General features: G+C 71.7%; 15 protein-coding genes. 12 read left to right on the top strand and 3 right to left on the bottom strand.

Annotated elements, in window-relative coordinates:
- The first annotated feature begins 73 nt into the window (after positions 1-73).
- From fdxA to AOM05_RS04425, 3 genes are read left to right on the top strand one after another with little or no spacing between them, the layout of a single operon-like run.
- Positions 74-394: a ferredoxin gene (gene fdxA / locus AOM05_RS04415; protein ID WP_042215085.1), complete on the top strand. Its 321-nt coding sequence runs from the start codon at positions 74-76 to the stop codon at positions 392-394.
- A gap of 9 nt (positions 395-403) precedes the next feature.
- Positions 404-1,513, top strand: a complete 1,110-nt coding sequence (gene dapC, locus AOM05_RS04420) for a succinyldiaminopimelate transaminase (RefSeq protein WP_062519777.1) — start codon at positions 404-406, stop codon at positions 1,511-1,513.
- Between the two features lie 50 nt (positions 1,514-1,563).
- Positions 1,564-2,859, top strand: a complete 1,296-nt coding sequence (locus AOM05_RS04425; RefSeq protein ID WP_062519779.1) for a citrate synthase — start codon at positions 1,564-1,566, stop codon at positions 2,857-2,859.
- Between the two features lie 7 nt (positions 2,860-2,866).
- Here the strand turns inward: AOM05_RS04425 and AOM05_RS04430 are convergent, their stop codons facing one another.
- Together AOM05_RS04430 and dapD are read right to left on the bottom strand one after the other, a co-directional pair.
- Positions 2,867-3,736 carry a hypothetical protein gene (locus AOM05_RS04430; RefSeq protein ID WP_062519781.1) on the bottom strand — a complete coding sequence of 290 codons (870 nt, stop codon included), beginning with the start codon at positions 3,734-3,736 and terminating at the stop codon, positions 2,867-2,869.
- A 1-nt stretch (position 3,737) separates the two neighbouring features.
- Positions 3,738-4,685 carry a 2,3,4,5-tetrahydropyridine-2,6-dicarboxylate N-succinyltransferase gene (gene dapD / locus AOM05_RS04435; RefSeq protein WP_062519783.1) on the bottom strand — a complete coding sequence of 316 codons (948 nt, stop codon included), beginning with the start codon at positions 4,683-4,685 and terminating at the stop codon, positions 3,738-3,740.
- Between the two features lie 31 nt (positions 4,686-4,716).
- On the opposite strand from dapD, the gene dapE reads away from it, so the two are divergent.
- From dapE to AOM05_RS04450, 3 genes are all read left to right on the top strand, one after another.
- A complete protein-coding gene (gene dapE, locus AOM05_RS04440) occupies positions 4,717-5,808 on the top strand; it encodes a succinyl-diaminopimelate desuccinylase (RefSeq protein WP_062519785.1) in 1,092 nt (363 codons plus the stop codon).
- 9 nt (positions 5,809-5,817) lie between these two features.
- The gene (locus AOM05_RS04445) at positions 5,818-6,543 is read left to right on the top strand and encodes an LOG family protein (RefSeq protein WP_062519786.1); all 726 of its coding nucleotides are present in this window, start codon (positions 5,818-5,820) and stop codon (positions 6,541-6,543) included.
- Positions 6,544-6,673: 130 nt separating this feature from the next.
- On the top strand, positions 6,674-6,847 hold the full coding sequence (locus tag AOM05_RS04450) for a DUF3117 domain-containing protein (protein ID WP_082097307.1): 174 nt from the start codon (positions 6,674-6,676) through the stop codon (positions 6,845-6,847).
- Positions 6,848-6,917: 70 nt separating this feature from the next.
- Here AOM05_RS04450 and AOM05_RS04455 read toward each other — a convergent pair whose 3' ends face one another.
- Positions 6,918-7,550, bottom strand: a complete 633-nt coding sequence (locus AOM05_RS04455) for an O-methyltransferase (RefSeq protein ID WP_062519789.1) — start codon at positions 7,548-7,550, stop codon at positions 6,918-6,920.
- Between the two features lie 115 nt (positions 7,551-7,665).
- Between AOM05_RS04455 and sigE the strand changes: the two genes are divergently transcribed.
- The 6 genes from sigE to AOM05_RS04485 all read left to right on the top strand — a co-directional run bounded on the left by sigE (position 7,666) and on the right by AOM05_RS04485 (position 13,091).
- Positions 7,666-8,253, top strand: a complete 588-nt coding sequence (gene sigE / locus AOM05_RS04460) for an RNA polymerase sigma factor SigE (protein ID WP_062519790.1) — start codon at positions 7,666-7,668, stop codon at positions 8,251-8,253.
- Complete coding sequence (locus tag AOM05_RS14170) at positions 8,250-9,092, top strand: anti-sigma factor family protein (protein WP_062519792.1); 843 nt, start codon at positions 8,250-8,252, stop codon at positions 9,090-9,092. Before sigE ends, AOM05_RS14170 begins: the two co-directional genes overlap by 4 nt.
- Before the next feature lie 23 nt (positions 9,093-9,115).
- A complete protein-coding gene (locus AOM05_RS04470; RefSeq protein WP_062519793.1) occupies positions 9,116-10,603 on the top strand; it encodes a S1C family serine protease in 1,488 nt (495 codons plus the stop codon).
- Between the two features lie 5 nt (positions 10,604-10,608).
- Positions 10,609-10,935, top strand: a complete 327-nt coding sequence (locus AOM05_RS04475; protein ID WP_062519795.1) for a twin-arginine translocase TatA/TatE family subunit — start codon at positions 10,609-10,611, stop codon at positions 10,933-10,935.
- 91 nt (positions 10,936-11,026) lie between these two features.
- A complete protein-coding gene (gene trpS, locus AOM05_RS04480; protein WP_062519796.1) occupies positions 11,027-12,034 on the top strand; it encodes a tryptophan--tRNA ligase in 1,008 nt (335 codons plus the stop codon).
- Positions 12,035-12,062: 28 nt separating this feature from the next.
- A complete protein-coding gene (locus tag AOM05_RS04485) occupies positions 12,063-13,091 on the top strand; it encodes a YihY/virulence factor BrkB family protein (RefSeq protein WP_062519798.1) in 1,029 nt (342 codons plus the stop codon).
- The last annotated feature ends 11 nt before the right edge of the window (positions 13,092-13,102 follow it).

Here is a 13,102-nt window from a genome sequence, read left to right on the forward strand (position 1 = left end):
GGCTGGCGGGGGCGCTCCTCGCCGGCGGTATGATGAGCGCGACCCCCCGTAGTTCCGAGGTTGAGGAGACGCAGTGACCTACGTCATCGCCCTGCCGTGTGTCGACGTCAAGGACAAGGCGTGCATCGACGAGTGTCCCGTGGACTGCATCTACGAGGGTGAGCGCATGCTCTACATCCACCCCGACGAGTGCGTCGACTGCGGTGCGTGCGAGCCGGTGTGCCCGGTCGAGGCCATCTACTACGAGGACGACGTCCCGGACAAGTGGGCCGAGTACTACAACGCCAACGTCGAGTTCTTCTCGGAGATCGGCTCGCCTGGCGGCGCCGCGAAGATGGGTCTGATCGAGCACGACCACGACCTCATCAAGTCGCTGGCACCTCAGAACGGCTGATCCGGGAGCATGGGCCTCAGCCCGCGCTCGCTGCCGGACTTCCCGTGGGACTCGCTCGCGCCCTACCGGGCGCGCGCCGCGGCGCATCCTGACGGGCTGGTCGACCTCTCGGTCGGCACGCCCGTCGATCCGACGCCCGTGGTGATCCGCGACGCCCTCGCGGGGGCGTCCGACGCGCCCGGATATCCGACCACCCATGGCACCGCCGCGCTCCGCGAGGCGGTCGCCGACTGGTTCGCGCGCCGCCGCGGCGCCCCCGGCGTCGACCCCATGGCGGTGCTTCCCACGGTCGGCTCGAAGGAGCTGGTCGCGACCCTGCCCGCCTACCTGGGCCTGGGTGCGGGCGACGTGGTGGTGCACCCGCGCGCCGCGTATCCGACGTACGACGTGGGCGCGCGCCTCGCGGGTGCGACCCTGCTCGCCACCGACGACGTCGCCGACTGGCGCGGCAACCCCGCGGTGCGGCTCGTGTGGGTGAACTCGCCGTCGAACCCGACGGGCGCGGTCGCGTCCGCGGAGCGGCTGGCGGAGGTGGTGGAGGCCGCGCGCGAGATCGGCGCCCTGGTCGCCTCCGACGAGTGCTACGCCGAGCTCGCCTGGACCGGCGAGCCCGTGCCGTCGATCCTGGACCCGCGCGTGTGCGGCGGCTCCCACGACGGCGTCCTCGCGGTGTACTCGATGTCCAAGCAGTCGAACCTCGCGGGCTACCGCGCGGCGTTCGTCGCGGGCGACCCCGCCGTCATCGCGCCGCTGCTCGAGGTGCGCAAGCACGCCGGGCTGATCGTGCCCGCCCCGGTGCAGGCCGCGATGGCGGTCGCGCTGCGCGACGACGCCCACGTGGCGGAGCAGAAGGAGCGCTACCGCGCCCGCCGCGACCTGCTCCTGCCGGCGGTCCAGGCGGCCGGATTCCGGGTCGAGCACTCCGAGGCGGGGCTGTACCTGTGGGCCACCCGCGACGAGGATTGCTGGGACACCCTGGACTACCTCGCAGAACGGGGCATACTGTGCGCTCCAGGCGCGTTCTACGGCGAGGCGGCGCGCCGGCACGTGCGCATCGCCCTCACTGCGAGCGATGCGGGAGTCTCCGCGGCATCTAGTAGGCTCGCAAAACGCGAGTAAACCGGCGCTCAAATGTTGGGTGACGGCACATGGGTTTCGAAGGGGAGAACATGGCGCAAGTGGTGGACGCAAGGCTGACGGTCGACGGCAGCACCAGGGAGCTTCCCCTGGAGCGTGCGACCGTGGGCAACGACGGCATGTCCGTCGCCACCCTCATGCGCGACACCAGCCTCGTGACCGTCGACCCGGGCTTCATGAACACGGCCTCGTGCGAGAGCTCGATCACGTACATCGACGGCGACAACGGGATCCTCCGCTACCGCGGCTACCCCATCGAGCAGCTCGCGGAGAACTCGACGTTCCTCGAGGTCGCGTACCTGCTGATCCACGGCGAGCTGCCCACCCCCGACCAGCTCACCGCGCTCAACAACCGCGTCTCGCGCCACATGCACGTCCACGAGGGCATCAAGACCTTCCTGGGGGCCTTCCCCCGCGACGCGCACCCCATGGCCGTGCTGTCCGGCGCGATCAGCGCGCTCAGCACCTTCTACCCGGAGTCCGTGGGCCGCGACCCCGAGCAGATCGAGCTCGCGACCGTGCTGCTGCTCGCCAAGACCGCGACCACCATCGCCTACCTGCAGCGCCGCGCCGGCGGCGGCGACTTGATCGAGCCTCGCCGCGGCGGTCACTACGTCGACGAGTTCATGCGCATCGCGTTCGCGCCCGGCTCGGGCGAGATCGACATCGACCCCGCGGTGCGCCGCGCCGTGGACCTGCTGCTGATCCTCCACGCCGACCACGAGCAGAACTGCTCGACCTCGACCGTCCGCATCGTGGGCTCCTCGCACGCCAACATCTACGCCTCGGTGGCGGCCGGCGTGGGCGCCCTGTCGGGTCCGCTGCACGGCGGCGCCAACGAGGCCGCGCTGCGCATGTTCGACCAGATCAAGGAGTCCGGCGACACCATCGAGCAGTTCGTCGCGAAGGTCAAGGACAAGGCGGAGGGCGCCCGCCTCATGGGCTTCGGCCACCGCGTCTACAAGTCCTACGACCCGCGCGGCGCCGTGGTGAAGAAGGTCGCGGACGAGCTCCTCACGCAGCTCGGCGGCAACGACGAGACGTTCGAGATGGCCAAGCGCCTCGAGGAGATCGCCCTCTCCGACGAGTACTTCATCGAGCGCAAGCTCTACCCGAACGTCGACTTCTACACGGGCCTGCTGTACTCGGCGATGGGCTTCCCCACGCCCATGTTCACCCCGCTGTTCGCGCTGGGCCGCATGCCCGGCTGGATCGCGCACTACCGCGAGATGCTCGCGGACCCGCGCACCAAGATCGGCCGTCCCCGCCAGATCTACATCGGCGAGGTCGAGCGCGACTACGTCCCGCTGGAGCAGCGCGAGGCCTGACCCCGCGTCACGCCGCGGGCGTCCGCAGCAGCCTGACCGCGACGCCCACCGCGTCGGCGGGGGCCTCGACGTCGCTCTCGCCCACCCCGCGCTCCCAGCCGCGCGCCCCGTTCACCACCGCCTCGACGGACTCGGCGCCCGACACCGCGACCAGCCAGGCCGCGACGGCGTCCCCGGCCGCCGCATCGTCCCCCGCGGGCATGACGTCGAGCCACACCTCCTCCTCGCCCACGGCGAGCCGGCGCACGCGGTACGCGCCCTCGCCGAAGTCGGCGTCGAGGCGCGCGATGAGCGCCGCCGCCGTGGTGCCCTCGCCGGCGTCCACGTCGCAGTCGATCGCCAGCGCGCCCGAGTAGCCGCGCAGCGCGGAGGCCCACAGCCGGGCGGCGGCCTCGCGCGTCGCGTACGCGTCGGGGAACGCGGACCGCTGCACGGTCTGCGCGGCGACCGTGACCTCCATGTCCTGCCAGCCGTCCACCTCGACGAGCGCCTCGTAGAACGTGTCCGTGGAGTAGTAGGGGTCCATGATCTCCGCGACGGACCCCCAGCCCTGCGACGGGCGCTGCTGGAACAGCCCCACCGAGTCGCGGTCGCCGTGGTCGATGTTGACCAGCGAGGACTCCTGCATGGCCGTCGCGATGCCGATGGTGGCGCCGCGTGCCGGCAGGCCCAGCCGCTGCGAGGCCGCCGCGATGAGCGCCGCGTTGCCCGCCTGCTCGGCGGTCAGGGTGGACGTCTCGCCGTCGAGGCTCGCGGTGCAGCGTCCCGTCGCGTACGAGGGCCCCGCGTTCTCGCTGAACAGGTACGAGCCGTAGACCGCGGCGCCGCCCGCGACCGCGAGGATCGCGACAGCGGCGAGCGTGCGCCGCGCGCCCACGTCAGTTGGCGTGCAGCGCCGAGTTGAGCTCGATGCCCGTGCCCTTGCGGGCGACCGCCTCGATCGCGCCGGTGACGGAGTTGCGCCAGAACTGGATGCCGTCCTGACCCGACAGCTCACGCGCCTTCACCACCACCGGGGTGCCGTCCTCGTCGGTGCGGCCCTTGAGGGTGACCTTGGTGCCGGCGGTGAGGTAGAGGCCGGCCTCGACGATGCAGTCGTCACCCAGCGCGATGCCGACGCCCGCGTTCGCGCCCAGCAGCGAGCGCTCGCCGATCGACACGACCTCCTTGCCGCCACCCGAGAGGGTGCCCATGATGGACGCGCCGCCGCCGATGTCGGAGCCCTCGCCCACCACCACGCCGGCGGAGATGCGGCCCTCGACCATCGAGTGGCCAAGCGTGCCGGCGTTGAAGTTCACGAAGCCCTCGTGCATCACGGTGGTGCCCTCCGCGAGGTGGGCGCCCAGGCGCACGCGGTCCGCGTCCGCGACGCGCACGCCGGACGGCAGCACGTAGTCGACCATGCGCGGGAACTTGTCGATGCCGAACACCGTGAGCTGGCGGCCGAACGCCCGGTAGCGCAGGCGCACCTGCTCGAAGCCCTCGATCGCGCACGGGCCGTCCGAGGTCCACACCACGTTGGTGAGCACGCCGAAGATCCCGTCGAGGTTGAGGCCGTGCGGGCGGACGATGCGGTGGCTGAGCAGGTGAAGGCGCAGGTAGGCGTCCTCCACGGACGCGGGCGCCTCGTCGAGGTCGATGACGGTCCGCGCGACCCTGATGACCACGTCGCGGAGGTCGTCCGTCCGCTCAGCGGCCTTGAGCTGGGCGGGGGCGTCGTCGCGCGCCTTGGGCTCGCCGAGCGCGGGCGCGGGGTACCACGTGTCGAGCACGGTGCCGTTGTTGTCGAGGGTCGCGAGGCCGAATCCGAAGGCGGGTCGAGTCATGGCTCCCAGGGTACGTGGATAGGCTGACCGCATGACGCACCTCGACCTCGCGGCCCCTGTCGAATCGCTGGCCAAGGCCCTGGTGGACATCCCCTCCGTGTCGGGCAACGAGGACCGCATCGCGGACGCCGTGGAGGCCGCGCTCGCGCCGCTGGCGCACCTCGAGGTCACCCGGCTGGGCAACGCCGTGGTCGCGCGCACCGCGCTCGGCCGGGCCGAGCGGGTGGTCATCGCCGGCCACCTCGACACCGTGCCCATCAAGGGCAACGTGCCGGGGGAGTGGTCGCCCGAGGGCGACCTGGTGGGCCGCGGCTCCGTCGACATGAAGGCCGGCGTCGCCGTGCAGCTGTCGCTCGCGGCCGCGCTCACGGCGCCCACGCGCGACGTCACCTGGGTGTTCTACGACCAGGAGGAGGTCGAGGCGGACCGCAACGGCCTGGGCCGGATCGCCCGCGAGCGACCCGACCTGGTCGAGGGCGACTTCGCGGTGCTGTGCGAGCCCACGCAGGGCGTGATCGAGGGCGGCTGCAACGGGACGATGCGCGCGGAGGTCCGCATCAGCGGCGTCGCCGCGCACTCGGCGAGGGCCTGGAAGGGCGTCAACGCGATCCATCGCGCCGCCCCGCTGCTCGCGGCGCTCGACGCGTACCCGGCGGAGACGCTCACCGTGGACGGCCTCGACTACCGCGAGGGGATCAACGCCGTGCTGGTCCGCGGCGGCATCGCCACCAACGTCATCCCCGACGAGTGCGTGGTGACCGTCAACTACCGCTTCGCGCCGCGGTGGAGCATCGACGAGGCGCGGGCGCGGTTCGAGCAGTTCGTCGCCTCGGCCGGCCTCGACGACTACGAGCTCGTCTACACGGACGTGTCCGGAGCCGCCCGTCCGGGTCTCGACGCCCCGCTCGCCGCATCGTTCGCCGCGTCCGTGGCCGCCACCGGCGTCGCCGCGCCGCGCGCCAAGCAGGGCTGGACCGACGTGGCCCGCTTCGGCGAGCTGGGCATCCCCGCGGTCAACTACGGGCCGGGCGACCCCGAGCTCGCGCACGCCGACGACGAGCGGTGCCCGGTCGCGGACATCCGCCACTGCCGCGCCGGCCTGGAGGCCTGGCTCACGTCCTGAGGAGGAGCGATGAAGGAGTACCGCAAGGGTCCCGTGGTGCTGCGGGGCCGCAACGTCCCCACCACCTCCACCAGCGAGCGGCTGCTCGACGAGCAGCACCGCGCCGACTGGCTCCACGGCGATCCGTGGCGGGTGCTGCGCATCCAGTCCGAGTTCGTCGAGGGGTTCGGCGCGCTCGCGGAGCTCGGGCCGGCCATCACGGTCTACGGCTCCGCCCGTTCCCACCCCGACTCGGCCGAGTACCGGGCGGGCATCGAGGTGGGCCGGCTGCTGGTCGAGGCCGGTTATGCGGTCATCACCGGCGGCGGGCCCGGCTGCATGGAGGCCGCGAACCGCGGGGCCGAGGAGGCGGGCGGCGTGTCCGTGGGCCTGGGCATCGAGCTGCCGTTCGAGCAGTCGATGAACGAGCACATCAACCTCGGGATCAACTTCCGCTACTTCTTCGTCCGCAAGACCATGTTCGTGAAGTACTCCCAGGGCTTCATCGCGCTCCCCGGCGGGTTCGGCACGCTCGACGAGCTGTTCGAGTGCCTCACCCTGGTGCAGACGCGCACCGTGCGCCGCTTCCCGATCGTGCTGTTCGGCAGCGCCTACTGGGGCCCGCTGGTCGCGTGGATGCGCGACACGGTCGAGGCGGACGGCAAGATCTCGCCGCACGACCTCGACCTCATCCACGTCACCGACGACCCGCAGGAGGCCGTCGCCCTCGCGACCGCCCAGCGCGACGGCGCCTGACCGGGGGCGCGCGACGCGCCCTTGCCCCCTGAGCAGGAGGGATTTGGGAACGCTCCCGCGCGCGCAGTAGAATCGGGTGCAGCGTCGCGACGGGCGGCGCGCGATCCATCCACTCGAGGAGAACGACACGATGGCTGCAATGAAGCCCCGCACCGGTGACGGCCCCATGGAGGTCGTGAAGGAGGGTCGCAGCTACGTCATGCGGGTCCCCCTCGAGGGCGGCGGTCGACTCGTGGTCGAGATCACCGCGGACGAGGTCAAGGAGCTCGGCGACGCGCTCCACGCGGCGCTGCCGCAGGCCTGACGACCCCAGCACCCCCTGTCGCGAACGCCGCCGTCCCCTGGAGGGGAGGCGGCGTTCGTCGCACCCGGCGCTAGTCCTTGATCGCGGTGAGCAGGCCGTCGCCCGCGGCGAGCAGCGACACCGCGGTGAGGCGCTCGTCCTCGCGCACCGCCTTGAGGGTCTCGCGCACCGCGGTGGTGTCCTTGTCGCGCTGGGCGGGGTCCGGCACGCGGCCGTGCCACAGCGCGTTGTCGATCAGCAGCAGCCCGCCCGGGCGCAGCAGCCGCATCGCGTGCTCGAGGTACGCCGGGTACTCCGACTTGCGGGCGTCGATCAGCACGATGTCGTAGCCGCCGTCCGTGAGGCGCGGCAGCACGTCGAGCGCGCGGCCCGTGATCATGCGCGCCCGCTCAGGAGCGAAGCCGGCGGCGGCGACCGTGCGCCTGGCGGCCTTGTGGTGCTCGGGCTCGACGTCGATCGTGGTGACCACGCCGGTGGGCGCCATGCCGCGCAGCAGGTAGGTGAGCGAGATGCCGGCGCCCGTCCCGATCTCGACCGCCGAGGTGGCGCGCGCGGTCCGGGCGAGCACCTCGATGGCCCGCGCGACCCCTGGCAGGACCGGCACGCATCCGAGCTGGTCGGCGACGTCGCGCGCTTCGAGGATCACCCGATCCTCCTCGACGAAGTCCTCCGCGTACGCCCAGTTCGCTGCCTCGATGCTCATGCCGCCTCCCTCTCGGGGGTCAGCCTATCCGGAGGTCCCAGCGAACTCTCAGACAGGCGTGGGAACATGGAGAAGTCAAGGCCCGTTGTACGGGTGTGATCAGGAGGGGAGCACGATGACCGAGACCGCAGTCCCGGCCGCTGAGGCAGCCCCCGTCGAGGCGCCCGAGCTCACCTGGGAGAGCATCGTCGCGAACCACTCGGCGCGCGTCTACCGCCTCGCGTACCACCTCACCGGCAACCAGCACGATGCCGAGGACCTCACGCAGGACGTCTTCGTCCGCGTCTTCAACTCGCTGTCGCAGTACAAGCCCGGCACGTTCGAGGGCTGGCTGCACCGCATCACCACCAACCTGTTCCTCGACCGGATGCGCCGCAAGAAGCGGATCCGCTTCGACTTCATGGCCGACGACGACGCCGCAGTGGCGACCTCTGACAGCTTCGACCGTCACGAGCGCTCGGGCCAGCCCGAGGACGCGTTCGACATGTCGAACCTGGGCGACGACATCATCGCCGCGCTCGCGGACCTCCCGCCGGAGTACCGCGCGGCCGTGGTGCTGAGCGACATCGAGGGCCTGTCCTACGAGGAGATCGCCGCCACGCTGGGCATCAAGATGGGCACGGTCCGCTCCCGCCTGTCCCGCGCCCGCGCCCGGCTGCGCGAGTCTCTCGCCCACCGCGCCCCGGTGCGAGGTGGCGCGTGACGGCACGCCACCTCGGCGAGCGGATCCACGATCTGCTCGACAACCGCCTCTCCTCGGAGAGCGCGGCTGAGGCGATGGCGCACCTCGAGGAGTGCGACGACTGCGCGCGCCGGTGGGAGGGCATGCGCGCCGCGCGCGAGGCGCTCCACTCGTCCGAGGCGGGCATCGACATGCGGTTCACGCAGCAGCTGCTCGACCGCGACCGCATGGCGGAGATCGCGTCGCACGAGACGCGTCAGCGCGCCCGCGCCGCGCGCGGCCGCGACCGGCGGCCGGCGGTGCTCACGCTGTCCCTCACCCTCATCCTGGTCGCCGTGATCGGCGCCGCGTACGTCGCCGGCGAGCCCGGCGACATCGACCCAGGACTCTCGGCCTCCGCGGAGGAGCAGGGGCCGAGCGTCGTCCACCTGGACCCCGACGCCATGCGCGACGGGGTGTCGATGGGCGACTGGATCCACCCGGATTGGCAGTCGAGTGGATCCACCCCAGTCGAGGCTGCGGTGCGCGAGGGCCCCAACGGCTCCCGCGTGCTCGTCTACACCCTGGTCAGCGACGGCGAGTCCGTGCTGGCGCTCGAGACGCGAGGCCGCCTCGCACCCGAGCGCGTCGCGGCTCTGCCCGTGGCCGAGGTGGAGGGCCTCGACGCCTATGTGGTGGGCACGGACCCGAGCCGCATCGTCTGGCAGGCGGGCGACATCGTGGTGGCGCTCCAGTGCGAGTGCCTTCTCGACACCCTCGAGGACCTGGCCGCCCAGTTCCCCCAGGACGACGAGCCGAGCGCCGTCGACCAGATCATGACCGGCCTGGGTGTCTTCGGCGACGCCCTCACCGGTCACTAGCCCCCCGAGGGAAGAGAACCCCGATGAACGACAACCCCTTCGCGCCTCCGCGCGACCACTCCGGCTCGGACACCGAGTCGACTGCCACCTCCGAGACCGCCACCGTCCGCGTCCACGACGAGGCGCCCGCGACCAACGACACGGTCGAGCTGCCCCCGGCGATCTCGCCGCAGCGGCCCGCCGCCGAGCCCGCCGCCGCCGAGACCACCGCGGTGCTGCCCACGCAGTCCTTCGCGCAGCCCGAGGACCCGGCGACGCAGGCGTACCTGCCTCCCGTCGAGCCTCCGGCCGAGACCCCGTCGACCGCGGCCGCGCCTCAGCCCGGCCGTCTGCGCCGCTCGACCGTGGCCGCCGTCGCTGCCGGCGCGCTCGTGCTCGGCCTGGGCGGCGGCCTCGCCGGCGCCTGGGCGTACGACTCGCTCGCGGGCGACTCGTCGAGCACCGCCTCGTCCTCGACGGCCGGCGGCACCTCGACGCTGCCCACCAGCAGCTCCTCGACCATCGCCCGCACGGACGAGAACACGGTCGCGGCCATCGCGTCCGCGGTCATGCCGTCCGTGGTGTCGATCCAGAACATCCAGGGTGGCCAGGAGGCCGCCGAGGGCTCGGGCTTCATCATCCGCGAGGACGGCTACATCCTCACCAACAACCACGTGGTCGAGGGCTCCGACAACGACACGGTCACCGTGGTGATGAGCGACGGCTCCGAGCACGAGGGCGAGGTGGTCGGTGCGACCGCCGACTACGACCTCGCCGTCGTCAAGATCGACGAGGAGGGCCTCACCCCGCTCGTGCTGGGAGACTCCGACGAGCTCGTGGTCGGCGACGACGTCATCGCGGTCGGCTCCCCGCTGGGCCTCGAGTCCACCGTGACCACCGGCATCGTCTCGGCGCTGCACCGTCCCGTCACCGCCGGCGACACCTCCTCGACCGCGTTCATCGACGCGATCCAGACCGACGCCGCGATCAACCCCGGCAACTCGGGCGGCCCGCTCATCAACTCCGAGGGCGAGGTGATCGGCATCAACTCGGCCATCGCGTCGCTCGGCTCGAGCTCCGAGACCGCGGGCTCGGTGGGCCTCGGCTTCGCGATCACGTCCAACCAGGCGCGTCGCACCGCGGAGGAGATCATCGCGACCGGCGAGGCCACCTACCCCGTCGTGGGCGTCATGCTCGACTCGTCCTACACGGGCGAGGGCGTCAAGGTCGCCGAGACCGACGGCGCCGTCGCCGAGGGCGGCCCCGCCGCGCTGGCGGGCGTCCAGCCCGGCGACATCATCACCGCGATCGACGGCCGTCCCATCACCCGCAGCGAGGAGCTGATCGTCGCGATCCGCGCGAAGGCGTCCGACGACACGGTGGTCCTCACCGTGGACCGCGGCGGCAGCACCCAGGACATCTCGGTCACGCTGGTGCCCAACACCGACGTGTCCTACGGCGACTCCGGCGAGGAGGATCAGGGCGGACTGGGCGGCGATGGCGGCCAGCTGTTCCCCGACCCGTCAGAATAGGGTCCATGTTCGACATCAACGGCGGGGAGCTCCTCATCCTCGTGCTGGTCGCCATCGTGGTGATCGGGCCCGAGAGGATGCCGGAGTACGCGAAGCAGCTCCGCTCCCTCGTCGTGCGCGGACGCGACATGCTTCAGGACGGCAAGAACACCCTGAAGAAGGAGGTCGGCGAGGAGGTCGACTGGTCGCAGCTCGACCCGCGCCAGTACGACCCCCGCCGGATCGTCCGCGAGGCGCTCAACGAGCCGACGCCGCCCACCCGGGCGGCGTCGGTCCGTCGTCTCACCGAGGCGCCCCCTGGCCAGGCGCCCTTCGACGCCGAGGCCACCTGACGCATCGTCCCCCCGCCGTCCCACGCGGGTGAGAAGGGACGATGCGGGGGCCGGGTCAGGCGCACCCCGCAACTTTTGGAACAATGGGTCCATGACTCGTGTGTTCTCGGGCATGCAGCCCACCTCCGACTCCCTGCACCTCGGCAACTACCTGGGCGCGCTGGTCGAGTGGGTGAAGCTCCAGGACACCCACGAGGCCATCTACTCCGTGGTGGACCTGCACGCGCTCACCGTGCAGCCGGACCCCGAGCTGCTGCGGGCGCGCACGCGCCGCACCGCCGCCCAGTACCTCGCGGCGGGCGTGGACCCCGACCGGTCGCTGTGCTTCGTGCAGTCGCACGTGCCGCAGCACGCCGAGCTCGCGTGGGTGCTGTCGACGTTCACCGGCATGGGCGAGGCGTCGCGCATGACCCAGTTCAAGGACAAGGCGCAGAAGACCGGCGAGTCCGGCGCGAACGTGGGCCTGTTCACCTACCCGATCCTCATGGCGGCGGACATCCTGCTGTACGACACCGACGTGGTGCCCGTTGGCGAGGACCAGCGCCAGCACCTCGAGCTGTCGCGCGACCTCGCGCAGCGCATCAACGGGCGCTTCGGCGAGGGCACGGTCAAGGTGCCCGGCGTGCACATCGTCAAGGAGACCGCGAAGATCTACGACCTGGTGGACCCCACCAAGAAGATGTCGAAGTCCTCGGGCAACCCCAAGGGCATCATCGAGATGCTCGACGACCCTCGCAAGGTCGCGAAGAACATCAAGTCCGCGACCACGGACAGCGGCTCCGTCATCAGCTTCGACCGCGAGGAGAAGGCGGGCGTCTCGAACCTGCTCACCATCTACTCGGCACTGACCAACCGGACCGTCGAGGAGATCGTCGCGGACTACGAGGGCAAGATGTACGGCCACCTCAAGGTGGACCTCGCCGACGTGGTGGTGGACTACCTCACGCCGTTCCACGACGCCGCCAACGAGTGGATCGCGTCGCCGGACAAGCTCGACGCGGTGCTCGCGAAGGGTGCCGCCAAGGCGTCCGCGCTGGCACAGGAGACGCTGGACCGCATCTACGACAGACTGGGGCTGCTGCCCCCGCTGCACCGCTGACCCGGACCGCCCAGCCCAGAGGAGCCCCGTGACCACCGACGACGTCAAGGCCAAGGCCGTGGGCGTGGTCGAGCGCGGCAAGGGGCTCAAGGCCTGGTGGGACGGCTCCTCGTGGGGCCGGGGCCTCAAGCGCTTCTCGGTGCAGAACGGCAACGTGCTCTCGGCCGGCATCGCGTACTTCTCACTCGCCTCGGTCGCCGCCGGGATCGTGGTCGCCACCACGCTCGCCACGGTGTTCCTCGCGGGCAACGACGAGCTGCGCGACTCGCTGGTCGAGTACCTGTCCGAGGCGGTGCCCGGGCTCATCGCCGCGGAGCCGGGGGGGACCGGGCTGATCCAGCCGGACGACCTGGGCTCGGGCAGCGCCACCACCGTCGCGGGCGTGGTCGGGATCGTGTCCTTCCTCATCCTCATCAACACGGCGACGCGGTTCATCGCCGGCCTGCGCACGTCCACGCGGACCATGCTCGGCAACGAGGTCGCCTCGCCCGTGCTGGGCAAGCTGCGCGACGTGGTCGCCCTGGTCGCGCTCGCCGTGATCGCCTTCGTGGGTCTCGCGATCCAGGTGGTCGCGTCGAGCGCCGCGCGGGCGGTCGCGGACGCGGTGGGCCTGACGGTGCCCACCTGGGAGATCCGGCTGATCGGCTACGGCGCCGGCCTGGTCGCGGACATGCTCTACGTCGCGCTGGTGCTGATGCTGCTCGGCGGCGCCCGCCTGTCCTGGCGCGTGGCCTGGATCATCCTGGTCGCCGCGGTGGCGATCGGCGTGCTGCGCATCGGTGTGACGTTCGTGGTGAGCGGCACCACCGACTCGAAGGTGCTGGCGCCGTTCGCGGCGATCATCACGCTGATGATCTTCGTGGACTACGTCAACCGCTTCATCCTCATGGGTGCCGCGTGGCTGGGCGCGCACCACCGCGAGCACCACCAGGGGCAGATCCACCCGGACAGCGTCGAGCCGCCCACGGTCACCGTCGCGGGGCGCAAGGGACGGCTGGGCACGCCGGTGTCCACGGCGCGCGCGACGCTGCGCAACCCGGAGGCGCCCACGGACTGACTGCCTCCGGG

Source organism: Demequina silvatica (genome assembly GCF_000971215.1).
In the GTDB taxonomy this organism is placed as follows: Bacteria; Actinomycetota; Actinomycetes; order Actinomycetales; family Demequinaceae; genus Demequina; species Demequina silvatica.

Excerpts from the sequence above, each read along its gene's own strand:
- AOM05_RS04445 (WP_062519786.1), top strand. The coding sequence starts at position 5,818 with ATGAAGGAGTACCGCAAGGGTCCCGTGGTGCTGCGGGGCCGCAACGTC.
- AOM05_RS04425 (WP_062519779.1), top strand. The coding sequence starts at position 1,564 with ATGGCGCAAGTGGTGGACGCAAGGCTGACGGTCGACGGCAGCACCAGG.
- AOM05_RS04475 (WP_062519795.1), top strand. The coding sequence starts at position 10,609 with ATGTTCGACATCAACGGCGGGGAGCTCCTCATCCTCGTGCTGGTCGCC.
- dapC (WP_062519777.1), top strand. The coding sequence starts at position 404 with ATGGGCCTCAGCCCGCGCTCGCTGCCGGACTTCCCGTGGGACTCGCTC.
- AOM05_RS04455 (WP_062519789.1), bottom strand. The coding sequence starts at position 7,550 with ATGAGCATCGAGGCAGCGAACTGGGCGTACGCGGAGGACTTCGTCGAG.
- AOM05_RS04470 (WP_062519793.1), top strand. The coding sequence starts at position 9,116 with ATGAACGACAACCCCTTCGCGCCTCCGCGCGACCACTCCGGCTCGGAC.
- dapE (WP_062519785.1), top strand. The coding sequence starts at position 4,717 with ATGACGCACCTCGACCTCGCGGCCCCTGTCGAATCGCTGGCCAAGGCC.
- trpS (WP_062519796.1), top strand. The coding sequence starts at position 11,027 with ATGACTCGTGTGTTCTCGGGCATGCAGCCCACCTCCGACTCCCTGCAC.
- sigE (WP_062519790.1), top strand. The coding sequence starts at position 7,666 with ATGACCGAGACCGCAGTCCCGGCCGCTGAGGCAGCCCCCGTCGAGGCG.
- AOM05_RS04450 (WP_082097307.1), top strand. The coding sequence starts at position 6,674 with ATGGCTGCAATGAAGCCCCGCACCGGTGACGGCCCCATGGAGGTCGTG.
- dapD (WP_062519783.1), bottom strand. The coding sequence starts at position 4,685 with ATGACTCGACCCGCCTTCGGATTCGGCCTCGCGACCCTCGACAACAAC.